Origin of the sequence: Bradyrhizobium sp. SZCCHNR2028 (genome assembly GCF_032380995.1) — a bacterium.
In the GTDB taxonomy this organism is placed as follows: domain Bacteria; phylum Pseudomonadota; class Alphaproteobacteria; order Rhizobiales; family Xanthobacteraceae; genus Bradyrhizobium.
Window position 1 is genome coordinate 658,957 of sequence record NZ_JAUHJF010000001.1, and the last position, 23,685, is coordinate 682,641.

19 protein-coding genes are annotated in these 23,685 nt (G+C 66.4%); 12 read left to right on the forward strand and 7 right to left on the reverse strand.

The window, feature by feature from the left end; all coding sequences use genetic code 11:
- Positions 1–129 precede the first annotated feature (129 nt).
- From QX121_RS02995 to QX121_RS03025, 7 genes are all read left to right on the forward strand, one after another.
- The gene (locus QX121_RS02995) at positions 130–486 is read left to right on the forward strand and encodes a cupin domain-containing protein (protein WP_315737764.1); all 357 of its coding nucleotides are present in this window, start codon (positions 130–132) and stop codon (positions 484–486) included.
- Between the two features lie 78 nt (positions 487–564).
- Positions 565–894: a hypothetical protein gene (locus tag QX121_RS03000; protein WP_315811122.1), complete on the forward strand. Its 330-nt coding sequence runs from the start codon at positions 565–567 to the stop codon at positions 892–894.
- A gap of 181 nt (positions 895–1,075) precedes the next feature.
- Positions 1,076–2,242, forward strand: a complete 1,167-nt coding sequence (locus tag QX121_RS03005; RefSeq protein WP_315737762.1) for an amino acid aminotransferase — start codon at positions 1,076–1,078, stop codon at positions 2,240–2,242.
- A gap of 25 nt (positions 2,243–2,267) precedes the next feature.
- Positions 2,268–2,879 (forward strand): YitT family protein, encoded by a 612-nt coding sequence (locus tag QX121_RS03010; RefSeq protein WP_315811123.1) that lies wholly within the window; start codon positions 2,268–2,270, stop codon positions 2,877–2,879.
- 261 nt (positions 2,880–3,140) lie between these two features.
- Positions 3,141–4,205 carry a ketopantoate reductase family protein gene (locus tag QX121_RS03015; protein ID WP_315811124.1) on the forward strand — a complete coding sequence of 355 codons (1,065 nt, stop codon included), beginning with the start codon at positions 3,141–3,143 and terminating at the stop codon, positions 4,203–4,205.
- Positions 4,206–4,306: 101 nt separating this feature from the next.
- Positions 4,307–5,320, forward strand: a complete 1,014-nt coding sequence (locus QX121_RS03020) for a Na+-dependent transporter (protein WP_315811136.1) — start codon at positions 4,307–4,309, stop codon at positions 5,318–5,320.
- A 133-nt stretch (positions 5,321–5,453) separates the two neighbouring features.
- A complete protein-coding gene (locus QX121_RS03025; RefSeq protein ID WP_315737759.1) occupies positions 5,454–6,332 on the forward strand; it encodes a transporter substrate-binding domain-containing protein in 879 nt (292 codons plus the stop codon).
- Positions 6,333–6,459: 127 nt separating this feature from the next.
- On the opposite strand, the gene QX121_RS03030 is transcribed toward QX121_RS03025, so the two are convergent.
- From QX121_RS03030 to QX121_RS03050, 5 genes are all read right to left on the reverse strand, one after another.
- Positions 6,460–7,128 (reverse strand): amino acid ABC transporter permease, encoded by a 669-nt coding sequence (locus tag QX121_RS03030; RefSeq protein ID WP_315755635.1) that lies wholly within the window; start codon positions 7,126–7,128, stop codon positions 6,460–6,462.
- A gap of 31 nt (positions 7,129–7,159) precedes the next feature.
- Positions 7,160–8,410 carry an FAD-dependent oxidoreductase gene (locus tag QX121_RS03035; protein ID WP_315811125.1) on the reverse strand — a complete coding sequence of 417 codons (1,251 nt, stop codon included), beginning with the start codon at positions 8,408–8,410 and terminating at the stop codon, positions 7,160–7,162.
- 22 nt (positions 8,411–8,432) lie between these two features.
- Entirely contained in the window at positions 8,433–9,191 is a 759-nt protein-coding gene (locus QX121_RS03040; protein ID WP_315811126.1) for an SDR family NAD(P)-dependent oxidoreductase, read from the reverse strand.
- A 158-nt stretch (positions 9,192–9,349) separates the two neighbouring features.
- Positions 9,350–9,679: a hypothetical protein gene (locus QX121_RS03045; RefSeq protein ID WP_315798514.1), complete on the reverse strand. Its 330-nt coding sequence runs from the start codon at positions 9,677–9,679 to the stop codon at positions 9,350–9,352.
- Between the two features lie 72 nt (positions 9,680–9,751).
- A complete protein-coding gene (locus QX121_RS03050) occupies positions 9,752–10,693 on the reverse strand; it encodes a GlxA family transcriptional regulator (RefSeq protein ID WP_315755639.1) in 942 nt (313 codons plus the stop codon).
- Between the two features lie 200 nt (positions 10,694–10,893).
- On the opposite strand from QX121_RS03050, the gene QX121_RS03055 reads away from it, so the two are divergent.
- Entirely contained in the window at positions 10,894–11,592 is a 699-nt protein-coding gene (locus QX121_RS03055) for a DJ-1/PfpI family protein (RefSeq protein WP_315798513.1), read from the forward strand.
- Between the two features lie 88 nt (positions 11,593–11,680).
- Here QX121_RS03055 and QX121_RS03060 read toward each other — a convergent pair whose 3' ends face one another.
- Complete coding sequence (locus QX121_RS03060) at positions 11,681–12,091, reverse strand: NADH:ubiquinone oxidoreductase subunit NDUFA12 (protein ID WP_315755810.1); 411 nt, start codon at positions 12,089–12,091, stop codon at positions 11,681–11,683.
- A gap of 162 nt (positions 12,092–12,253) precedes the next feature.
- Between QX121_RS03060 and QX121_RS03065 the strand changes: the two genes are divergently transcribed.
- The 3 genes from QX121_RS03065 to QX121_RS03075 all read left to right on the forward strand — a co-directional run bounded on the left by QX121_RS03065 (position 12,254) and on the right by QX121_RS03075 (position 18,202).
- The gene (locus QX121_RS03065; protein ID WP_315737752.1) at positions 12,254–12,928 is read left to right on the forward strand and encodes a BA14K family protein; all 675 of its coding nucleotides are present in this window, start codon (positions 12,254–12,256) and stop codon (positions 12,926–12,928) included.
- Positions 12,929–13,383: 455 nt separating this feature from the next.
- Positions 13,384–15,702, forward strand: a complete 2,319-nt coding sequence (locus QX121_RS03070; protein WP_315811127.1) for a CHASE3 domain-containing protein — start codon at positions 13,384–13,386, stop codon at positions 15,700–15,702.
- Positions 15,703–15,916: 214 nt separating this feature from the next.
- Positions 15,917–18,202, forward strand: coding sequence for a CHASE3 domain-containing protein (locus QX121_RS03075; protein ID WP_315774614.1), 2,286 nt, complete (start codon positions 15,917–15,919; stop codon positions 18,200–18,202).
- Here the strand turns inward: QX121_RS03075 and QX121_RS03080 are convergent.
- Positions 18,165–19,058: a DMT family transporter gene (locus QX121_RS03080; RefSeq protein WP_315774613.1), complete on the reverse strand. Its 894-nt coding sequence runs from the start codon at positions 19,056–19,058 to the stop codon at positions 18,165–18,167. The two genes, QX121_RS03075 and QX121_RS03080, sit on opposite strands and share 38 nt — an antisense overlap.
- A gap of 832 nt (positions 19,059–19,890) precedes the next feature.
- Here QX121_RS03080 and QX121_RS03085 point away from each other — a divergent pair.
- Complete coding sequence (locus tag QX121_RS03085; protein WP_315774612.1) at positions 19,891–23,664, forward strand: vitamin B12-dependent ribonucleotide reductase; 3,774 nt, start codon at positions 19,891–19,893, stop codon at positions 23,662–23,664.
- Positions 23,665–23,685 lie beyond the last annotated feature (21 nt).

The window sequence follows — 23,685 nt, forward strand, 5'->3', positions numbered from 1 at the left end:
TCACATGCGGCCGAAGTCGTCTCGTGTGAGATCGGCTTGCTCGCGCGCGAGCAGCAGCTACATCCCGTGCAAGCCGGGCGGGACGACTGGACAGCTCACATCTCATTCCTCGCAGCAGGAGACTCCCGCATGAAGACCGTGAACCTCGCCGACAAGCTGAGCCAATTCTCAGGCCATTGGGACCCGCACGTGATCGCGGACTACAACGACAATGACGTGATGGTCGTGAAGTTCATGGGAGAATTCCCGTTCCACAAGCATGATACGACGGATGACTTCTTCCTGGTCCTGGAAGGCGAGATGGAGATGGACATTCAGGGGCAGCCTTCGCGGACGGTGAAGGCCGGCGAGTTGTTCGTCGTCCCCAAAGGGGTCGTCCACCGGCCGCGCGCGGCCAAAGAGGTCAAGGTGCTCCTGATCGAACCCAAAGGCGAACCGAACTCCGGCGACTCCGACCGGGTGCCCGCGCCCAAGCCGCGCATCTGACTCGCCAGAAGACGTCAGAGCTTCGGGACTCCGCGAGCTTGAGATATCATCCAGAGCGGACAGGTGAGCAGGATAAACATGGAGCCAACTCTGGAGATTGCGCTGGCTTGGTTCAAGCCCGAAGAGTGGGAGGATATCAGGCGGATCTGTCCATATCTGCACGACACCTACGAAGAATGGCTGGCCAGCGCTCAGGAGGTCATCGACACGATCGGCAGTCGCCCGGACGAGCGGATCGTGAAAGTGATCCCGACTGCGGCCGAGCTTCGGAAATGGCAACGTGCGACCGGGCGCAAAGTCGATGGCAGAGTTCGCTCACAGCTTGCCGCCAGGGGCGCGCGCAAGATCCGCAACGAGCCCCCACAGTCGGCCCCCGAGCCCCGTTCTGGCTCAGAAGGCAGTCGCTGACGTTGTCGCTCAGGCGGGCCACCGCCAGTTCTGAGGGCGCAACGGCCGCCCATGCAGCGGACGAAGCGGAGCATCGCCGAAATGTCCGCTGTTTTTGCGCTGCAACCGAGATAGTGTCCCCTCGCCCGCAAGGACGGCTTGTGGCCGTCTGGCAGGCCCCTCCTCCGATAGGATCGCCCCGATGTTCGACCGCTTGACCCGCCAGCCCGATGATCCCCTGCTCGCTCTGATCGGCATCTTCAAAGCCGATCCGAGGCCGGACAAGGTCGATCTCGGCGTCGGCGTCTATCGCGACGAGGCCGGCCATTCGCCGATCTTCCGCGCTGTGAAAGCTGCGGAGCGCATCATCTGGGAGAGCCAGGACAGCAAGAGCTATGTGGCGCCGGAAGGCGACCAGCGCTTCCTCGACCTGTTGTGGTCGCTCGTCGGCGGCCCCGCGCCATCGGTCCATGCCGCAGGCGTGCAGACTCCGGGCGGCTCGGGCGCGCTCCGCCTCGCCGCCGATCTGATCCGGCAGGCCGGCACCGGCAAGATCTGGCTCGGCCTGCCGAGCTGGCCCAATCACGCCGGCATCTTCGCCGCGGCGGGGCTCGAGGTCGAGACCTATCCATACTTCGACGTGCCATCGCAGACCCTGCAGCTCGACAGCATGCTCGACGCGCTGCGGCGCGCTCAGCCGGGCGATGCCGTCCTGATCCATGCCTGCTGCCATAACCCGAGCGGCGCTCCCCTCAGCGCCGACGACTGGACGCGGATCACCGCCATGATCACAGCGCGCGGCCTCGTGCCGCTGATCGATTCCGCCTATCAGGGCTTCGGCGCCGGCATCGACGGCGATGCGGCCGGTCTGCGGATGCTGATCGCGGCCGCCCCCGAAGCGCTCGTCGCAGTGTCCTGCTCGAAGTCGTTCGGACTCTATCGTGAGCGCACTGGTGCTCTTTACGCCGTCGCGGCATCGCAGGCGGCGGCCGACACCGCGCGCTCCAATCTCGTCGCGATCGCGCGCACCAGCTATTCGATGCCACCGGACCATGGCTCGGCGATCGTGAAGACCATTCTCGGCAGCCCCGATCTGCGCCGCGACTGGGCCGAGGAGTTGGAGTCGATGCGGCTGCGCCTAGCGACGCTGCGCCGCTCCTTTGCCGAGGCGCTCGGCGGCCGCTGGTCGAACACCGTCGCCATCGGCGTGCAGGAAGGCATGTTCTCGCTGCTGCCACTTACCCCGGCGGAGGTGCTGACCCTGCGTGAGAAGAGCGGCGTCTACATGCCCACCTCGGGCCGCATCAATGTCGCCGGCCTGAAGCTGTCAGACGTGACGCGCGTCGCCGGCCTGTTCAAGTCGCTTTGAGCGAGCGCGGGCGAGGAATGACAGCGTGACCGAGATCGTCCAGGAACGGCACAAGCTCTACGAAGACGCAATGGCCCTGACGCTCGGCACGCTGTTCGTCTCGCTGGGCATGCTCATCTACAGCAAGACGGTGCTGCTGGTCGGCAGCACCGCCGGCCTGTCGTTGCTGCTGAGCTATATCAGCGGCTATGGCTTCGGGCTCAGCTTCTTCGTCATCAACCTGCCGTTCTATGTCCTCGCCGTCCGACGCATGGGCTGGCCGTTCACGATCCGCACCTTCCTGGCGGTCGGGCTTGTGGCGCTGTTCTCGCGCCTGACGACGTCCTGGGTGGAGATTGCGTGGATCGAGCCGATCTATGCCACCATCATCGGCGCCGGCCTGACCGGCACAGGGCTGCTGATGCTGTTCCGCCATCGCACGGGTCTCGGCGGCATCAACATCCTGGCGCTGTATCTGCAGGAGCACTGGAAGATCAGGGCCGGCTACTTCCAGCTCGCGGTCGACGTCCTGATCATGATCGCCGCCTTTTTCGTCATCCCCGTGAACCGGCTGGCGCTGTCGATCATCGGCATCGTGATCGTCAACGTCATCATCGCAATCAACCACAAGCCGGGGCGCTACATGGCGCTGAGCTGAGCGGCCGAGCTCCAACCGCAAGGTCGATCTGCGCTCGGATAGCCCCACCGTGACACGCGCCGGATGCCGCATGGGTGCGCTGCACCTTGCCAGACGGCGCATTCCGTGGGATGAAAGCTCTGGTATGCCAGCAACCGAGGCAATGGGTTACCGCCTCCGTCCGCCCGTCCGGGGCGCCTGACGGGCTCTTCGGTGCGGCTGGATCGCCAACAAGAAACGCGAACGCAAAATCTCGAACCGATCTCTGGGGACGACCAAGGTATGGCACGCAACATTCTCATTCTCGGGGCCTCCTACGGCTCCCTCCTCGGCACCAAGCTGCTGATGGCCGGCCACAACGTGACGCTGGTCTGCCGCAAGAAGACCGCCGAGCTGATCAACCGCGACGGCACGGAGGTCCGCATCAAGCTGCGCGACGAGCCGGCGCATCGCTCGATCTTCTCGCGCGACCTGCCGGGCAAGCTCGGCGCCGCCACGCCGGATAGCGTCGACCTGTCGCGCTACGACCTGGTTGGTCTTGCGATGCAGGAGCCGCAATACACCAACCACACCATTCGCGTGCTGATGGTGAAGATCGCCGAGGCCAGGCTTCCGTGCCTGTCGATCATGAACATGCCGCCGCTGCCCTATCTCAAGCGCATCCCGGCGCTCGCCAACGTCGACCTCGACGAGGCCTACACCAACCCCGCGGTGTGGGAACGCTTCACGCCCGGGCTGGTCACGCTGTGCTCGCCGGATCCGCAGGCCTTCCGTCCGCCGGAGGAAGCCGCCAACGTGCTGCATGTCGGCCTGCCGACCAACTTCAAGGCCGCCGCCTTCGAGGACGAAAAGCACAATGCGCTGCTGCGTGAGCTGGAGCGCGACATCGACGCGGTCAGGCTCGACGGCCAGGACGTGCCGGTGAAGCTGAAGGTGTTCGACTCGCTGTTCGTGCCGCTGGCGAAGTGGTCGATGCTGCTCACCGGCAACTATCGCTGCATCACGCGCGGTGAGCCGCAGGCCATCCGTGATGCCGTTCATGGCAATCTCGCCCAGTCGAAATCGATCTACGAGCACGTCGATGCCATCGCGCGCAAGCTCGGCGCAGATCCGAGCGACCAGGTGCCGTTCGAAAAATACGCCAAGGCGGCCGAGAGCCTGCTCAAGCCGTCGTCGGCCGCGCGGGCCGTCGCCGCGGGCGCGCCGTTCATCGAGCGCGTCGACCTTCTGGTGAAGCTGATCTCGCAGCAGCTCGGCATGCCCAATGCCGAGATCGACCAGACGGTGCAGACCGTCGACTTCAAGCTCAACGAGAAGATCGTGGTCGGCGGCTCCAGCGCGCAGTGATGAGCAGGCGCCGACATCGTCCGTAACCAGATGTGACTTTGCATGAACGCGCGGCCAACGCATGGTTCGCGCGTTCATTGATTCACAGCGTTCGGATGAAGATGCCGTCCTTCGGGCCTCTCGCTTTTCCTCTGCAGGCCCTGAGCTGGCTCGGCAATCAGGGCACCCGCGCCATCGTCGCGGTGCTGCTGCTGGCGATCGCCGTGCCGCCGCTCGGCGAGCTGGCGCGACCCTACGTCACGCACGCGATCTTCCTGCTGCTCTGCATCTCGTTCATGCGCGTCGACGTCGCGATGCTAACAGCGCATCTGCGCCGCCCGCTGCTGGTGGTGGCCGCGACGGCCTGGACCACGATCGCCGTGCCGGCGCTGGTCGGCTCGATCGGGCGCATCACGGGCGTCGATGCCACAGCACCCGACCTGTATCTCGCGCTGATGCTGCAGGGGACGGCCTCGCCGATGATGGCCTCGCCCGCGCTCGCCGCGCTGATGGGGCTCGACGCGACGCTCGTTCTCATCACGCTGGTGACCTCGACCGCGCTGGTGCCGCTGACGGCACCGCTGTTCGCCTATGTGTTCCTGGGCGAGACATTGTCACTGTCTCCGGCCGCGCTCGGGCTGAAGCTCGCCGCCATCCTTGCGGGCGCGCTGGCTGCGGCCGCCGCGATCCGCCTTGCCTTCGGCAACGATACGATCCGCCGCCATCGCGCGCCGATCGACGGCCTCAACGTCCTCATCCTGTTCGTGTTCGCCTCCGCCATCATGGCTCATTTCCTGGCCGACCTGGCCGCGAGCCCGTTCCGCATGCTGGGACTGGCGCTGCTCGCCTTCGCCGTGTTCCTGCTGTTGCTTGGTACCACGATGCTGCTGTTTCGTGGCGCGGGCCGCGAACGCGCCATGGCGCTCGGCATGATGGTGTCGCTGCGCAACATGGGGCTGATGCTGGCGGCGACCGAGGGCGCGATCCCGGGCACCACCTGGCTGTATTTCGCGATGAGCCAGTTCCCGATTCACCTTGCCCCGCAGTTGCTGCGGCCGCTCGCCGAGCGCCTGCGTCCCAAGGCGCTTCCATCTGGCGGGACCGATCACGGCTTGACCAGCCCTGCATCGGAATGAGGCAAAGCAGTAACGGCATGCGGCCGCTTCGGCATGACGCGACGGCCAGCCGCTTACTATCAAGGCCGACATGGTTGTTGCTGGCGTGCAAGGCCGGCGCTACGCTCCGTGGCTGTTGGTGCAGGAGGATTATGTGACCACGTCAGACGATCAGAAAATTTCCGAAGACCGCCGCGATGCGCTGCGCTACGCGCTCGCCATCGGATCCGGTGCCGCGCTCGCGTCCGCCATGACGACGACGCCCGCCTCGGCGCAAGCGGCCGACAACACGCTCGACCGGGTCCGCGCCAACAAGGTGCTGCGCATCGCCGTGCTGCCGGGCGAGCTGCCCTATTTCAACAAGGACCTCGCCTCCGGCACGTGGTCGGGCTTCTCGATCGAGATGGCCAACGACATCGCCAAGCTGCTCGACGTGAAGCTCGAATATGTCGAGTCGACCTACGGCAATTCGGTGCTCGACCTGCAGGCCGGCAAGATCGATCTCGGCTTCGCGCTCAACCCGACGCCGCAGCGCGCGCTGGTCATCGACTTCTGCGGCACGGTGTTTCCGCATCCGTTCGGCGCGATGCTGAAGAAGGGGATGGAGGCCAAGACCTGGGCCGACATCAACAAGCCGGAAGTGAAGATCGCCGTCGACGTCGGCTCGGCCAACGAGGCGGTGGCGCGCCGTTTTGCGCCGAACGCGACCATCAAGTCGCTGAAGTCGCGCGACGAGGTGATGCTGGAGATGGCCTCGGGCCGCGTCGACGTCGTCGTCAACGCGCTGATCCTGGGCCTCACCGCGATCGCCAAGAACCCCAATCTCGGCACCTACAAGATCCTGCAGTCGCCCTCGGTCGCGATCCCCTCCAGCATGGGCGTGCGCCGCGAGGCCGACAAGCGCTGGCGCGACTTCCTCGCGGTGTGGATCGACTACAACCGCGGCATCGGCCAGATGCGCGAATGGTTCGTCAAGGGCCTGGGGCTGGCCGGCGTCAAGGCCGAGGACGTGCCGGTCGAGGTGAATATCTAAGCGAAGCTACGCTCTCTCCTAGCGTCATTGCGAGGAGCGCAGCGACGAAGCAATCCAGGACCGCGCGTGCCGCCCTGGATTGCTACGCTTCGCTCGCAATGACGGAGGCATTCGATGATGTATCGCCTCACGCCTTGTCGTAGGTCATGCCGCGCTCGAAGCGGCGGCCGAGCAGCGTCGCCGGAAACAGGATCGCGAAGTAGATCAGCGCGATGATGGTGTAGACCTCGAGCGGCCGGTAGGTGTCGGCATTGATCAGCGTCGCGTTGTAGACGAGATCCGGCACCGCGATCACCGACACCAGCGAGGTGTTCTTCAACTGCGTCACCGACTGGTTGACATAAGGCGCAAGCATCGGCTTCAGCGCCTGCGGCAGGATCACGAGCCGCATCATCCGCCACGGACGCAAGCCGAGCGCGCGTGCCGCATCCCACTGCCCGCGCGGCACGCTCTCGATGCTGCCGCGCACGATCTCGGCATAGAACGCCCCGGCATAGAGCGACAGCACGGTGACGGCGGCGACATGCGCCGGAATGTTGATGCCGATCACCACCGGGAATGCGTAGTAGAACCAAATGATCTGCACCAGCAGCGGCGTGCAGCGGAACAGCTCGATATAGCCGATCAGCAGCCAGTCGATCACCACCGGGCGGCGCAGCCTGACGATGCCGACGACGAGCCCGATCACCGAGCCGAGCAGGATGGTGCCGAGCGTGTACGCCATGGTCCAGCCGAGCCCCACCCAGAACAGATGGCTGTACTTGGCGAGGATGGCGAAATCCCAGGTATAGTTCATCGCAGCTCCGGCGTGACGCGGTCGCGGCCCCTCACAGATACCGGCTCGGAGCAAAGGCGGAGGCGTCGAACGACGGCGTCTCGCCCGCGATCATCGCGGCGATCGCCGCGCCCGTGGCCGGCCCCGTGGTGAAGCCGATGTGCTGATTGCCGAATGCAAGCCACAGGCCGGAATGGCGCGGCGCCGGCCCGATCATCGGCAGCGAATCCGGCAAGGTCGGCCGCGCGCCGCGCCAGGGCTGGGCCACGGCCTCGCCGAACTCGACCACGCCGCGCGCCAGCGGCACCACCTGCTCGAGCTGGGCGAAATTCGACGGCGCATCTCGATCGGTCAGCTCGACGCCGGAGGTGACGCGCACGCCGTTCTCCATCGGCGTCATCAGGAAGCTGCCTTCGGCGTCGTGGATCGGACGGTGCAGCATGCGCGCCGGATTGGGTGTGAACTCCTGGTGATAGCCGCGCTCGAACGCCATCGGCACGCGGTAGCCGAGCGACCTGAGAATGTCCGGCGACCACGGCCCGAGCGCGACCACGACCTGGCGGGCGCGGATCTCGCCGTCGCCGAGCACGACGCGCCAGCCATCGCCGTCGGCCAGCAAGGCCCTGATCTCGGACTGGCGCAGCACGCCGCCCGTGCCCTCGAACATGCGCGCATAGGCCTTGGTGACGTTGCCGGGCGAATCGACCGACGCCGTCTGGCTATGAAGCAGGCCGACCTTGTAGACCGGCAGCAAATTCGGCTCGAGCGCCGAAATGCCCTGGCGGTCGAGCAGCTCGCTCTTGATGCCGAATTCGGCCAGGAACGCCTGCTCGGCCTTGGCGGCTGCGATCGCATCGCTGCGCCACGCCTTGAGCCAGCCAGTCTCGCGGATGCGCTGCGGCTCGCCAGACCGGACGATCCAGTCGCGATGCAGCGTCAGCGACGCGCCGATCAGGCCATGCAGCGCGGTCGCGCGCGGCTTGACGCGGGACTCCACGGCATTGGCGAGGAAGCGCAGCACCCATTCGAGGTTGCGCAGAGTCCACGATGGGTCCCAGCGCACGGCCGCACTCCGATTGCCGAGATAGGACGGCAGCGCCGAGAACAGCGAGGGCTTGTTGAGCGGCAGGATCGAGCCGGAGGAGAGAATGCCGGCATTGCCATACGATGTCTCCTCGCCCGGCGCCTTGCGGTCGACCAGCACCGCCGAGAACCCACGCTCCCGGATGGCGTAGGCGGAGGAGACGCCGACGATCCCCGCTCCCAGCACGACCACGTCGGCTGTCTGCTGCACACGCTCCATCGTCTCTCGATCCATCCGCCGTTTACATCAGGGTCAGGCCGCCATCGACCGGCAGCACCGCGCCGGTGACGTGGCCGGCATCTTTCGACAGCAAGAAGGCGACAGCCGCGGCGATGTCGTCGGGCTCGGCGAGGCGCTGTTGCGGATTGGCAGACGCCGCCGTCTGCCACGCGGCCGGATCGAGCGAGCCGAGCCGTCCCGCATCCTTGCGCGTATAGCCGGGCACGACGACATTCGCCGTGCCGCCGCACGCAGCCAGCTCGATGGCCAGACATTTCACCAGCGCTTCCAGCGCCGCCTTGGCGGCGGCCGAGGCCGGGAAGATGCCGCCCGGCACGAAGCGGTGCGCGACGAAGCTGGAGATCGCGACCACGCGCGCATGAGTGCTCTGCACGAGGTCAGGGAGCGCGGCGCTGGCGAGCTCATGAAAGGCCGCCGGCATCACTGCGAGTGAGCGGTCGAGCCCGTCGCGCGGCAGATCGCGAAAGCTGCGGCGGTCGGCAAAGCCAGCGGCATGCACCACCGCGTCGATCCGGCCGAAACGCGTTCGTGCCGCAGCCGCCAAACCGGTGGCAACGCCCTGCCTGGCCAGGTCACCGCAATGAAACTCGGCGTCGGCGCCGGCCTCCCGGCACGCCGCGGCGACGTCCCGCAGACGCGCGAGACCCGGTTCGTCAGCCCCCTGCCCGTGCAGCATCACGGCCTGCCCCGGCGCGGCCAGGCGGCGCGCCACGGCAGCGCCGATGCCGGCCCCGCTGCCGGTGATGATGGTGACACGCATCGCGCCCTGGTCTGCCCCTCGTTTCGCGGGGCGGACTATAGGTCCCGGACCTGCCGATGCCAACACGCGGACGGACATGCGCCGATGTCCGCCGCGCGGGACTGCCTGTTACCTCAGACGTTCGGAACCGTCCGAGCGAAGCTGATAAAATCAGTTGCTCAGCATTTGGCGCCGACGCTGCACGTCTTGGTCGACTGGGAGATCGTGCCGCCGGCCGTGCGGCATGCGGCGGCATTGGCGTTCACGCAGGCCACCTTCACCGACGTGCAGCCCGCATGATCGTTCTTCACACATTGCGTCTCGCTATAGGTGCTCAGCACGCTGCCGCCTTTCTTGCAGACGCACATTCCGGTGAGTTCGGCCTTCGCCGCAAAAGCGCTGTCGAGACCGCCGACCGCGGCAGCAACGAATAAAATCAGGTAAAGCAATACGCGCATCGTATCCTCCATGAACAGTGGCAATGCCCTCACTATGAGCGCTTCCTGCATGTTGCACAACTTTAAATTGTTTCAATAGCCGACGAGGATCTCTGCCCGCGGCTCCTCGTCCAATGATGCAGGTCAGGTGGTGACGCGTGCCGCGCGCCGCAGGGCCTGCGGCGGCTGGCCGAAGGCGCGAATGAAGGCGCGACGCATCCGCTCAGGATCGCGAAAGCCGGTCGCTTCCGCCACCAGCTCGATCGGCTGATGCGAGGCCTGCACCCGATCGCGCGCCACTTCCAGCCGCAGACGCTCGATCGCCTTCGACGGCGTGGTGCCGGTCTCGGCGACGAAGGCGCGGGTGAAATGCCGCGTGCTCATGCCGGCACGCTCGGCGAGATCGTCGACGGTCAGCGGGGCATCGAGGTGCTCCCGCGCCCAGGTGAGCAGATCCGCAAAACGGCCGCTCGGCGCCTTCAGCTCCAGCAGCGAGGAGAACTGCGACTGCCCACCGCTGCGGCGATGATACAGTACGAGCTGCCGTGCCGTCTTCTGCGCGATCTCCTCGCCGTGGTCGTCGGCGACCATGGCAAGCGCGAGATCGATGCCGGCAGTGATCCCAGCCGAGCTCCAGACATTGCCGTCGCGGACATAGATGCTGTCAGGCTCGAGCTTCACATGGGGGTAGGCGCGCAGGAACTGCCGCGTGCGCTGCCAATGCGTCGTCGCGCGCCGCCCGTCCAGCAGGCCCGCTTCGGCCAGCACGAAGGCGCCGGAACAGATGCTGGCAAGACGGGTGCCGCGCTGCGCGACCTTACGGACGAAGTTCAGCGTGCATGCGTTGCGGCTCGCCGCTTCCACGCCCTCGCCGCCGGCGATCAGCAGCGTGGTCAGCGCCGACACCGGACCGAATTTGCGCGCCAACATCTCGGCCCCCGACGACGACCGCACGGGTCCGGGCGTGGCAGCGACGACCCTGATCGATGGCGCGGCACGCGCATAGCGCGAAGCGATCTCGAACACCGAGATCGGCCCGGCGGCGTCGAGCAACTGAAAATCGGGATAGATGAGCACGCCGATCATGGTGGATGGCTCCGTGATCTCAAGTCTGAGGTCCCAAGCCTGAGATCCCAAGCCTGAGATCCCAAGTCTGAGATCCCAAGTCTGAGTGCCCAGGTGTGAAATCCCAAGTCTGTCCGGAAACGAGGGAACTTTGGCATATCAGCCATCCAGCGGACCATGCAGAATGACGGCCGTCAAGCACCAGACCTGCGAGCACCGCCATGGCCCAACCGCTCTCGATCGCTCTCGTCCTGTTTCCACATCTGACCCAGCTCGATCTCACCGGTCCGGTGCAGGTGTTCTCCAGCGTGCCCGGCGCGACGCTACATCTGGCGTGGAAGAGGATCGAGCCCATTCCGACAGACTCGGTTCTCACTCTGATGCCGACCACGACCTTCGCCGACTGTCCGCAGGCGGACGTGATCTGCGTTCCCGGCGGCTTCGGCGTCGACGCCATCCTCGATGACGACGAGGTCATCGGCTTCATCCGCCGCCTGGCCGAAAAGGCCAGGTACGTCACGTCGGTCTGCACAGGCTCGCTCGCGCTCGGCGCCGCCGGCCTGCTGGATGGCTATCGCGCGGCGACCCATTGGAGCGCGCGCGAGTGCCTGCCGGTGTTCGGCGCGACCGTCAGCACCGAGCGCGTCTGCATCGACCGCAACCGGATCACCGGCGGAGGCGTCACGGCCGGCATCGACTTCGCGCTGACCCTGGTGGCGCAGTTGGTCGATCGTCAGACGGCGGAGGCGATCCAGCTCAGGCTCGAATACAATCCGGCGCCCCCTTTCACCGCCGGTTCCCCCGACACGGCACCGCCCGAAGTGGTGTCACGCATGCTGGAGCGGATCGCACCGTCCCGGAAGCGGCGGATTGCGGCGGCGGAGCATGCGGCGGCCGCCCTCAGGACCAACCCGACGTAGCGCAGGCTTGGCAGGCTCCCGAAAGCAAAGAGGCCGCCCGGAGCTGGGGGCGGCCTCTTCCGATCGGATCATCTTGAGCGAAATCGAATCAGCTGCCAGGAGTCCAGGGCTGATAATCACCGGTGGCCTTTGGCCTGCGACCGCTGGCCAAGGTCGAGCCGGCCGGGCGATACGCCAGAGCAGTCCCCGTCAGGTTCGGCTGATGCGGCTTTTCCCACTCGCGCGGCTTGTAGCCGTCCTGAGTCGGCGGCACGTCGACCATGTGATGCATCCAGGCGTGCCATTCGGGCGGAATGCGGCTGGCTTCGGCCAGGCCGTTGTAGATCACCCACCTGCGCTCGAAATGCAGCACCGGATCGATCTTGCCGCCGGCGGTCCGGTAATAGCGGTTGCCTTGTGCATCCTGCCCCACGAGCTCGCCGAACCGCCAGGTCCACAATTGCGTGCCGAAAGTCTGGCCGTTCCACCACGTGAAGAGCTTGAGAAAGAACTGTTTCATGGGCTTGGGGCCGGTTCTGTGAAGGTCCCGGCTCTGATGCCACCCCGCCCGCATCTTGTCCAGTGTTGCACCGCCTCCGCCCGCGACGATGTATCGGTTCGCGGCGGGGAACGACATCGGCGGCCTGCGGTTAGGTCATTTTCCCCTGATGGAGCGATAGCGATGACCAGACTGAAGACATGGAGCACTGCGGCGGCAGTGGCGCTGATTCTGCCGCTGGCGGCAGCGACGACGAGCTTTGCCCAGGGTCCCGGCGGCGGCGGTCGTGGTCCGGGCGGTGGTGGTGCCGCCATCGGCGGTGGCGGGGGCGGTGGCGGTGGCGCGGCTATCGGTGGTGGCGGCGGCGGCGCGATCGGCGCCGGCGGACGCGGCGGCTTTGCGGCCGGCCCGGGTGGCGGCGGCATGAGCGGCGGCAGCTTCGCCGGACGCGCAGCCGTTGGCGGCGCAGCCCTGGCGGGCCGCGGCCCGGCGGCCGGCGCCAACGTCGCCGTCAACACTGGTGGCGGCCGCGGCAACTGGAGCGGCGGCAATTGGAGTGGCGGCGGCTGGCAGGGCGGTCACCGTGGCGGCTGGCATCGCCGCGGCGGCGGCTTCTGGCCGGGTGTCGGCGTTGGCGTCGGGATCGGATTGGGTAGCAGCTATGCCTACTACAATGATCCGTATTATTACGGGCCCGACTATTACTCCGACTACTCGTACTATGACGACTCCGCGCCTGTCGCCGTCATCGGAACCGAAGGCGTCGACCCGAGCTATTGCGCACGCCGGTACCGCTCGTATGATCCGGCTTCGGGAACCTATCTCGGCTATGACGGTTTTCGCCATCCATGCCCGTAAGAGTCTGACGTAGTAGCTGCGACAATAAGGCGGCGAGGCTATGCTCGCCGCCTTTTTCGCGCCGCATTGTTGTTTGTTCTGTGTCTGAAGCGCCACGTTGTAGGCTGATTTTCGCCCATATTCCAAAATGTGCCCCGCGACATGCAGATGATCCGCCCGTTCCGGTCCAATATCGTTTGAGCTCGTGATTCTGCCCGTTCGGGCCGTTTCGCAGGCTTGGTTGACATCTGTTGATGGACACATGGATTTTCGCGGGACTCGCGCAGTGCAAACGCCGCGGGTGAGCGGCTTGGGCCTGCCGCCCGCGAACGCGCCAGGAACTTCGAACAAGGAGGCGCGCCTTGCCGACATATCTTCACTGCTTGGACGCAGCTGCATCGCAACTCGGATGCATGTGGCCGGCCGCGGTGATCCCCGGCCCAGCTGGCGGACATGTCGATGATTGAGAAACGCAGATGACCTATCAGCGCCTCGCATTGGGGCTCGGTCTTGGAACGCTGCTGGCGATCGGCGCTGCGTCCACGGCGCTCGACATCAAGTCGCGCCACGACGCGGCCTGGGTGAATTCCTCGCTGGACATCCTGCAGAAGACCTCCGATCTGCGCCTGCTGCTCCGCGAAGCGGAAGCGACCTCTCGCGGCTACGCGCTCATCGCTGACGATCAGTTCAGGACGGAGTTTGCCGATGTCAGCACGAGAATCCCGGTCGCTGTGGCCGAGCTGCGGCGCGCCGTGGCCGACAATCCCGAACCGCTGGAGCTTCTGACCGAGACCGAAGCCCTGATTGCCCGCAGGGTCGAGCTCGCTGCGGAGCTGATCCGGTTGCGCGCCGCCTCGGATCGTGCGGGGCTCGAAGCGCTCAGAAGCCGCGCCGAAGGCCCGGCGACCATGAGCGAGATCACGGCCCATCTCGACCGTTTCGTTGCCGATCAGCGCAAGCTGCTGACGCAGCGTTCGATGACGTCGAAGGCCACCGGATCGCTGCTGCTCACGATCGACCTGTGCGGCCTCGCGCTGCTGCTGATCATCGCCTTCTACCTCATCCGGCGGACGTATCTGCACGATCGTGCGCTGCGCGCGTCCCTGGTCCGCTCCGAAGCCGAGGCCATCTCGCTGGCGGAAAAGGCCGAGCAGCAGCATCTCGACTTGATCGCCGCCCATGAGAGGCTGCGCCATTCCGCCGACATCCTGCAGAGCACGTTCAACAGCATGGCGGAGGGCGTGCTCGTCATCGATGCCGCGGACACCGTGGTATTCTCGAACCCCGCGGTCGAACATCTGCTCGGCTACAGCCCGGGAAAGAATCTGACCGACGTCCGCGCGCACCTCCGCGTCTACGAAAGCGACGGCGTGACGCCGGTCGCAGCGCACGACCTGCCGACGCCGCGAGCCTTGCGGGGCGAGAGCTTCGACCGCCGCGAGCTGATCGTCTACCGGACCGACCGGGACGAGACGCTGCGGCTGATGATCTCCGGCCGCCCGCTGCGCGACGCCGCCGGCGGCATTACCGGCGCGGCGATGGTCTATCACGACATCACTACGGCGCACGAGACCGAGCGGCTGCTGCAGCAGGCGCAGAAGCTGGATGCAATCGGCAAGCTCACCGGCGGCGTCGCACACGACTTCAACAACATGCTGACGATCATTACCGGCACCATCGAGACGCTGGCCGACGAGGTGAAAGACCGCCCCGCCGCCGCGGCGACCGCCGCGCTGATCGGACAGGCGGCAGACCGCTGCACCGAGCTGATCCGGCATCTGCTCGCCTTCGCCCGCAAGCAGCCGCTGCATCCGCGCGACAGCGACGTCAACAGCACGATCCTCGACATCGCAAAGCTGCTGCGTCCGACGCTTGGCGAGCAGATCGAGATCAACTCGATCCTCGAAGAGGAGACGCTGATCACGCATATCGACTCGGCGCAGCTCGCCAACTCGCTGGTCAACATGGCGATCAACGCCCGCGACGCGATGCCCAATGGCGGCAAGCTGCTGCTGGAATCGCGCCGGGTGGAGCTCGATGAGGCCTATGCCTCAGCCAACGCCGGCGTGACGCCCGGATCCTATGTCATGGTCGCCGTCAGCGACACGGGTACTGGCATGTCGCCGGAGGTCCGCGACCGCGCCTTCGAGCCCTTCTTCACGACGAAGGAAGCCAGCAAGGGCTCCGGCCTCGGTCTCAGCATGGTCTACGGCTTCGTCAAGCAATCCGGCGGCCACATCAAGATCTACAGCGAGGAAGGACGGGGCACCACGATCCGGCTCTACATCCCCACACCCAAGGGACAGGCTGCGAGCCCCGCTCCGCCCGAGCCGCCGCCGCCGCGCGGCGAGGAGACGATCTTCATCGTCGAGGACGATCCACTGGTGCAGGATTTCGTCGTCACGCAGTTGCAGAGCCTCGGCTACAAGACCATCACCGCATCGACCGGGGTCGAGGCGCTGGCCAAGATCGACTCCGGCCAAAGCTTCGATCTCCTCTTCACCGACGTCATCATGCCCGGCGGCGTCAACGGCAAGGAGCTCGCCGAGGAGGCGCTGCGGCAGCGGCCCGGCACCAAGGTGCTGTACACGTCCGGCTATACCGACAATGCGATGGTCGAGCACGGCCGCCTCGACCAGGCGGCGCTGCTGCTCACCAAGCCCTATCGCAAGTCGGAGCTCGCCAAGATGGTGCGGCTCGCGCTGGCCGGCGCCGCCGCGGACGCCTTGGCCGATGATGCCTTGGCCGAGAACGCCTTTTCCGAGGACGCGCCGACGCGCGCTCACTTCTCCTGACTTGACCATCGCGCGGATTGGAACTGCAATCATCACGGAGCTCGGCGCCACAAATTCCGATGGAAACCTACCCCATGCAATTGGCAGGACGCGACGCGCTGCTTACAACTCACGACATTGGCTGACCGAACTATTCGCCATACACGATAGGGCAAGTCATAGTCACGATGCTGCTTGATCGACCGAGCGCATCCCGCGCCATTGGAAGCCACCGATGATCCGCCGGCGCGTGGTCATCAGGCTCGGCCTTGGAACTCTGCTCGCGATCGGCGCCGCGTCGACGGGGCTGGACATCAAGGCGCGCAACGACACCGCCCTGGTCGAGCACACGATGGAGGTGCTGGAGAAATCCTCCGAGCTCCGCGTCCTGCTGCGGCAGGCAGAAGCGGCCTCGCGCGGCTTCGCATTGTCCGGAGCCGACCGGTTCATCACCGAGCTTCGGGAGACGAGCGGATTTATCCCTGCAGCCTGGGCGGACCTGCAGGGGCTCGTCCGGGATAATTCCTCGCAGCGCGAGCGGCTGCGATCGATTGACGGCATCGTGCAGCGGCACATCCAGCTTGCCGGTGAGTTGATCCGTCGTCACGCGGCGAACGATCGCGACGGCCTGCAGGCGGCGGCGGCGAGCGCAGCCGGTCCGGCGGCGATGACGACGATCAACCAGGCGCTCGACGCCTTCACCGACGACGAGCGCCGGCTGCTGGCGGACCGTGCCACGATCTCGCGACGGACCGGATCCTGGCTGCTGGCGATCGACCTCGCCGGCGTCGGGCTGCTGCTCCTGATGTCGGCCTATCTCGTCCGGCGCGCTCATCTTTCCGACCGGGCGCTGCGCTCGTCCCTCACCCGGTCGCAGGAGACCGCGACCTCGCTGGAAGCCCAGGCCGTGCAGCAGCGCGGCGATCTCGCCGCCGCCTATGACGAGCTGCGCCGCTTCTCCGCCATTCTCACGAACACCTTCAACAGCATGGCCGAGGGCGTCCTCGTCGTCGATCCCGAAGGCACGATCATGCTGTCGAACCAGGCGGTGGGACGTTTCTTGGGAACGAATGTGGGCGAGACCTTCGTCGAGATGCTGGCCGCAAACCAGTTCTACGAGAGCGACGCCGTCACCCGCATCGTCGACGAGGAGCTCCCGATCGCGTGCGCCTTGCGCGGGCTGTCGTTCGACCGCCGCGAGGTCGTGGTCAAGCCGACCGACGGCCGGCCGCAGTTTCGCCTGATGGTCAGCGGGCGGCCGCTGCGCAATTCCGCAGGTGCGATCAGCGGCGCGGCGCTGGTGTATCACGACGTCACCGACGTGCATGAGACCGAGCGCCTGCTGCAGCAGGCGCAGAAGCTCGATGCCATCGGCAAGCTCACCGGCGGCGTCGCGCACGACTTCAACAACATGCTGACGATCATCACCGGGTCGATCGAGGTCCTGATCGACGCGGTGCAGGACCGGCCGGCGGCGGCCGAGTTCGCGGCCCTGATCGGCAGGGCCACCGATCGCTGCACCGAGCTCATCCGGCATCTGCTCGCCTTCGCCCGCAAGCAGCCGCTACGTCCGCGCGACATCGACGTCAACGCCACGGTGGAGGACATCGCCAAGCTGCTGCGGCCGACCCTCGGCGAGCAGGTCGAGATCAGGACCGTTCTCGCCGACGAGGATCTCATCGCTCATGTCGATTCCGCGCAGCTCGCGAACGCGCTGGTCAACATGGCGATCAACGCGCGCGATGCGATGCCCGACGGCGGCAGGCTGCGCCTGGAGACGATGAAGATCGCGCTCGACGAGGCCGACGCAGCCGCCAATCCCGGCATCGTGCCCGGCTCCTACGTCATGGTCGCGGTCAGCGACACCGGCAGCGGCATGCCACGGGAGGTGAAGGATCGCGCCTTCGAGCCGTTCTTCACCACCAAGGATGCCGGCAAGGGCTCCGGTCTCGGCCTCAGCATGGTCTATGGCTTCGTCAGGCAGTCCGGCGGCCACCTCAAGCTTCAGAGCGAGCAGAACCGCGGCACGACGATCCGGCTCTATCTGCCGGCGGCTCAGGCGGTGCAGCAGACCGAGCCGGAGCACGAGCAGGCGCTGCCGCATGGCCGCGAGACGATCCTGGTGGTCGAGGACGATCCGCTGGTGCGCGACTTCGTGCTCGCCCAGTTGCAGGGCCTCGGCTACACCACCCTCGTCGCCTCGCAGGCCACGGAGGCGCTGGCCATCGCCGCGCAGAGCCAGCCCTTCGACCTGCTGTTCACCGACGTCATCATGCCCGGCGGCATCAGCGGCCGGCAGCTGGCCGAAACCATGATGACGACGCGCCCCGCGCTCCGGGTGCTCTACACCTCCGGCTACACCGACGAGGCGATCGCCGAGAACCGGCAGCTTGTGCCGGACGCGCTGTTGCTGACCAAGCCCTATCGCCGCGCCGAGCTCGCGCAGATGGTGCGGCAGGCGCTGGACGGCAGGGCGGCTGACGCTAGCCGCGGGTCGCCATCGCCACCGCAGCCAGCGTGAAGGCCAACGCGGCCACCTGCCCTGCCCCGAGCGGCTCGCGCAGCGCGATCGCGGAGGCCAAGACACCGATCACCGGCACCGCCATGGTGCCGATCGCCGCGACGGAAGCCGGCAGCCGCGACAGCGCCGCGAACCACGCGACATAGGCGACGCAGAACTGGATCACGGTGGAATAGAACATCAGCGCCCAGTCGAGCTGGTCGAGCTTCGTCCAGTCGGAGTGCTCGACCACGAATCCGACGATCACGATCGGCACGCAGCCGATGCCGATCTGCCAGGCCGCCGCCGACAGCGGCGGCAGCCTGATCGGGAGCTTCTTGGCCATGACCGTGCCGAGCGCGAAGCCGAACGCGCCGCCGAGCACCATCAGGATGCCCGGCAGCTTGTCGCGGCTGGCGGTGAGCCCGTTGCTGCCCATGATCGAGGCCAGCCCCGCGAAGGCCAGCACCAGCGCGAGCACGCGCAAGAGCGTCGGCCGCTCGCCCAGGATCGGCCACGCCAGCAGCGAGGCCCACACCGGCATGGTGTAGGCGATCAGCGCCGCCTCGCTGGCCGGCAGCCACAGCAGCGCCAGCCCCATCAGCACCATCCAGGCGGTGACGTTGAGCATCCCGGCCAGGATGAGCCGCGGCCAGACCTCGCGCGGCACGTCAAGGCTCTGGCTGCGGATGACGGCCAGCAGCGCCAACAGCAGCGCGCCGACCACCCCGGTGGTGCCGCGCAGGGTCAGGGGCGGCAGCACGCCGACCAGGTGCTTGGTGACCGGCCAGTTGAAGCCCCAGCCAAGCGAGGTGATGGCGAGGAACATCAGCCCGGCGGGCGTGATCCGCCCGCTGGCCACTGGCTTGTCTGTCATGGAATCACCGGCACCGTCCGTGGGACGATGAGCTTGCCGGCGTTTTTCCGGCCACACCAGGGATTGTGGGGCATGCCAGCCCCGCGAACGCTCCGTAGGCGCCCGTGAGTCCCGCCGATGCAAGCGAAACACGTCGTCCGCACGCGAATAAATCTGCCCCTGTGAACAGCGGGACGAAGCCCTGTGGACAGCGCTCCGGGCAAATTTTTTCGGTTTCGAATCCGCGAGGACTCGCCGATAGTTACGGCCATCACGGTACCGGCACGCGCCCTGGTTTTCCCGTACTTTCCCCCATATTTAGTGTTTGGTTAGGGAACCCCCACTAGTCCTTGACGTGGGAAGCGGAGTCGTCCTAGCTTCCGGCCCGGTTCGGCGCACAGTCAGTTTCGGGTCTGGCCGGCCGCTTCCCAGCAGGGTTCGAGGACAATCACGCTCTTTGGCCAGTCGGCCCGGCGTGCGGGGCCTCGTCTGTCCCAGGCTGGGACGGTGGCAGCCGGTGTCCCCTTAAGGGAACCCCACTAGATGTGGGGGCTCCCCTGCGGTGACGACGGAGCCGGATGGCGGGCGTGATGCGTTTGAGAGCGTGATGCGTTGAGACGGCGGCGCGGGCAGCGGACGGGCTGCACGGGCCGGCGAGGAAAGACGGGGCGAGACGCCGGTCAACGGCGCAAGGCCTTCGCCTTCGAGGCTGAACAGATGCGGACCGGGCAACCGGTTGAACTGCGGCGGCAGACGAATTTTCCGGCAGCGTCCGGGGACTTCCAGCCGTCGCCCTTGGATGCAATGATCCCGGCCGCCAAGCGCGGTCCGGCAAGAACTATTGGGGCTCGCGATGCGGATTGAACGGCGCAACACCACCGAAGGACAGTCGCCCTATGCAGGGATCGACTTCCGCCTGACCACGTCCGAGATCAAGAATCCGGATGGCTCCGTGGTGTTCCGGCTCGAGAATGTCGAGGTGCCCGAGTTCTGGTCGCAGGTCGCCTCCGACGTGCTGGCGCAGAAGTATTTCCGCAAGGCGGGCGTCGCCGCGCGCCTGAAGAAGGTCGAGGAAGAGACCGTGCCGTCCTGGCTGTGGCGCTCGGTGCCGGACACCGAGGCGCTGGCTGCTCTCCCTGAGAACGAGCGCTACGGCAGCGAGCGCTCGGCCAAGCAGGTGTTCGACCGCCTCGCCGGCTGCTGGACCTATTGGGGCTGGAAGGGCAACTACTTCTCGTCGGAGGAGGACGCGGTGGCGTTCTACGACGAGCTGCGCTTCATGCTCGCCAAGCAGATGGTCGCGCCGAACTCGCCGCAATGGTTCAACACCGGGCTGCACTGGGCCTACGGCATCGACGGCCCCGGCCAGGGCCACTATTACGTCGACTACAAGACCGGCAAGCTGACCAAGTCGAAGTCGTCCTACGAGCATCCGCAGCCGCACGCCTGCTTCATCCAGGGCGTCGAGGACGACCTCGTCAATGACGGCGGCATCATGGACCTGTGGGTGCGCGAGGCGCGCCTGTTCAAATACGGCTCCGGCACCGGCTCCAACTTCTCGCGGCTGCGCGGCGAAGGCGAGCGGCTGTCGGGCGGCGGCCGCTCGTCCGGCCTGATGAGCTTCCTCAAGATCGGCGACCGCGCCGCCGGCGCCATCAAGTCGGGCGGCACCACCCGCCGCGCCGCCAAGATGGTGGTGGTCGACGCCGACCATCCGGACATCGAGGCCTATATCGACTGGAAGGTGAAGGAGGAGCAGAAGGTCGCCGCGCTGGTCACCGGCTCCAAGATCAACCAGAAGCACCTCAAGGCCGTGATGAAGGCCTGCGTCAATTGCGAGGGCTCCGGCGACGACTGCTTCGATCCCGAGAAGAACCCTGCCCTGCGCCGCGAGATCAAGCTCGCGCGCCGCGCGCTGGTGCCCGACAACTACATCAAGCGGGTCATCCAGTTCGCCAAGCAGGGCTACAAGGACATCGACTTCCCGATCTACGACACGGACTGGGATTCGGAGGCGTATCTGACCGTCTCCGGCCAGAACTCCAACAACTCGGTGTCGCTGAAGGACGACTTCCTCCGCGCCGTCGAGACCGACGGCGACTGGAATCTGATCGGCCGCACCAACAAGAAGGTCGTCAAGACGCTGAAGGCGCGCGACCTCTGGGAGAAGATCGGCCACGCCGCCTGGGCCTCGGCCGACCCCGGCCTGCACTTCAACACCACGATGAACGACTGGCACACCTGCAAGGCGTCCGGCGACATCCGCGCCTCCAATCCGTGCTCGGAATACATGTTCCTGGACGACACCGCCTGCAACCTGGCCTCGGCCAACCTGCTGACCTTCTACAACACCGAGACCAAGCACTTCGACGTCGGCGCCTATGAGCATCTCTGCCGGCTCTGGACGGTCGTGCTCGAGATCTCCGTGCTGATGGCGCAGTTCCCATCGAAGGCGATCGCCGAGCTGTCCTACGAGTTCCGCACGCTCGGCCTCGGCTACGCCAATATCGGCGGCCTGTTGATGACCATGGGCCTGCCCTACGACAGCAAGGAAGGCCGCGCGCTGTGCGGCGCGCTGTCGGCGATCATGACCGGCATTGCGTATAAGACCTCGGCCGAGATGGCCGGCGAGCTCGGCCCCTTCCCCGGCTACAAGAAGAACGCCGCGCACATGCTGCGCGTCATCAAGAACCATCGCCGCGCCGCGCGCGGCGAGGCGACCGGCTATGAGGCGCTCTCGGTCGCGCCCGTGCCGCTCGATCACGCCCACTGCCCGCAGGTCTCGCTGGTCAGCCACGCCATCCAGGCCTGGGACGACGCGCTCACGCTCGGCGAGACCAACGGCTATCGCAACGCCCAGGTCACCGTGGTCGCCCCCACCGGCACCATCGGCCTGGTGATGGATTGCGACACCACCGGCATCGAGCCTGATTTCGCGCTGGTGAAGTTCAAGAAGCTGGCCGGCGGCGGCTACTTCAAGATCATCAACCGCGCCGTGCCGGCGGCGTTGCGCGTGCTCGGCTATCGCGAGAGCGAGATCGCCGAGATCGAGGCCTATGCGGTCGGCCACGGCTCGCTGTCGAACGCCCCCGGCGTCAACGCCACCACCCTGAGGGCCAAGGGCTTTACCGACGAAGCCATCGCCAAGGTCGAGAAGGCGCTGCCGACCGCGTTCGACATCAAGTTCGTGTTCAACAAGTGGACGCTCGGCGAGGACTTCATCGTCAAGCAGCTCGGCGTCACCACTGATGCGATCGCCGCCCCCACCTTCGACCTGCTCACCGCGATCGGCTTCACCAAGCGCGAGATCGAGGCCGCCAACGTGCACATCTGCGGCGCGATGACGGTCGAGGGCGCCCCGCATCTGAAGGCGGAGCACTACGCGGTGTTCGATTGCGCCAACCCCTGCGGCAAGATCGGCAAGCGCTATCTCTCGGTCGAGAGCCACATCCGCATGATGGCGGCGGCGCAGCCGTTCATCTCGGGTGCGATCTCCAAGACCATCAACATGCCGAACGACGCCACGGTCGAGGACTGCAAGGCGGCGTATCTGCTGTCGTGGAAGCTTGCGCTGAAGGCCAACGCGCTCTACCGCGACGGCTCGAAGCTGTCGCAGCCGCTCAACTCGCAGCTCATCGCCGACGACGAGGACGAGGACGATGCGGTCGAGTCCTTCTACGAGAAGCCGATGGCCGCGCGCGCCACGCAGGTTTCGGAGAAGATCGTCGAGAAGCTGGTCGAGCGCATCGTCGTGATGCGCGAGCGCGAGAAGATGCCGGATCGCCGCAAGGGCTACACCCAGAAGGCGGTCGTCGGCGGCCACAAGGTGTACCTGCGCACCGGCGAGTATGATGACGGCCGCCTCGGCGAGATCTTCATCGACATGCACAAGGAGGGCGCGGCGCTGCGCTCCTTCATCAACAACTTCGCCATCGCGGTGTCGCTGGGTCTCCAATACGGCGTGCCGCTGGAGGAGTATGTCGACGCCTTCACCTTCACCCGCTTCGAGCCGGCAGGTCCCGTGCAGGGCAACGACAGCATCAAATACGCCACGTCGATCCTCGACTACGTGTTCCGCGAGCTCGCCGTCAGCTACATGTCGCGCTTCGACCTCGCCCATGTCGACCCCTCCGAGAGCAACTTTGACGCGCTCGGCCGCGGCGTCGACGAAGGCAAGCCGTCGGAGGACGGGAGCCAGCAGGCCACGAAGTACGTGTCGCGCGGCCTGACCCGCTCCCGCACCGACAATCTCGTCGTGATGCGCGGCGGCTCCTCGTCACCCTCCCCTGCAGGGGGAGGGTCGATCGGAAACGCAGCTTCCGATCGGGGCGGGGTGACTGTCACCGCCCTCTCCCATGCCCGCGCCGGCGACGCCATCGAAGGCGCCGTCGCCCTGAAGCAGGAGCCGCAGCACGACCTCTCGCCGACCGAGAAGCTCGAAGCGCTGCAATGGAGCAAGGCCGGCACGGCGAACACGCAAGTCGCCTCCAAGGCCGAACGCCGCGCCGAAGCCAAGGCCAAGGGCTACGAAGGCGAGATGTGCTCGGAGTGCGGCAACTTCACGCTGGTGCGGAATGGCACGTGCATGAAGTGCGATACGTGCGGAAGCACGACGGGGTGTTCGTAAGGGCGCTCTGATCGGCGTGCT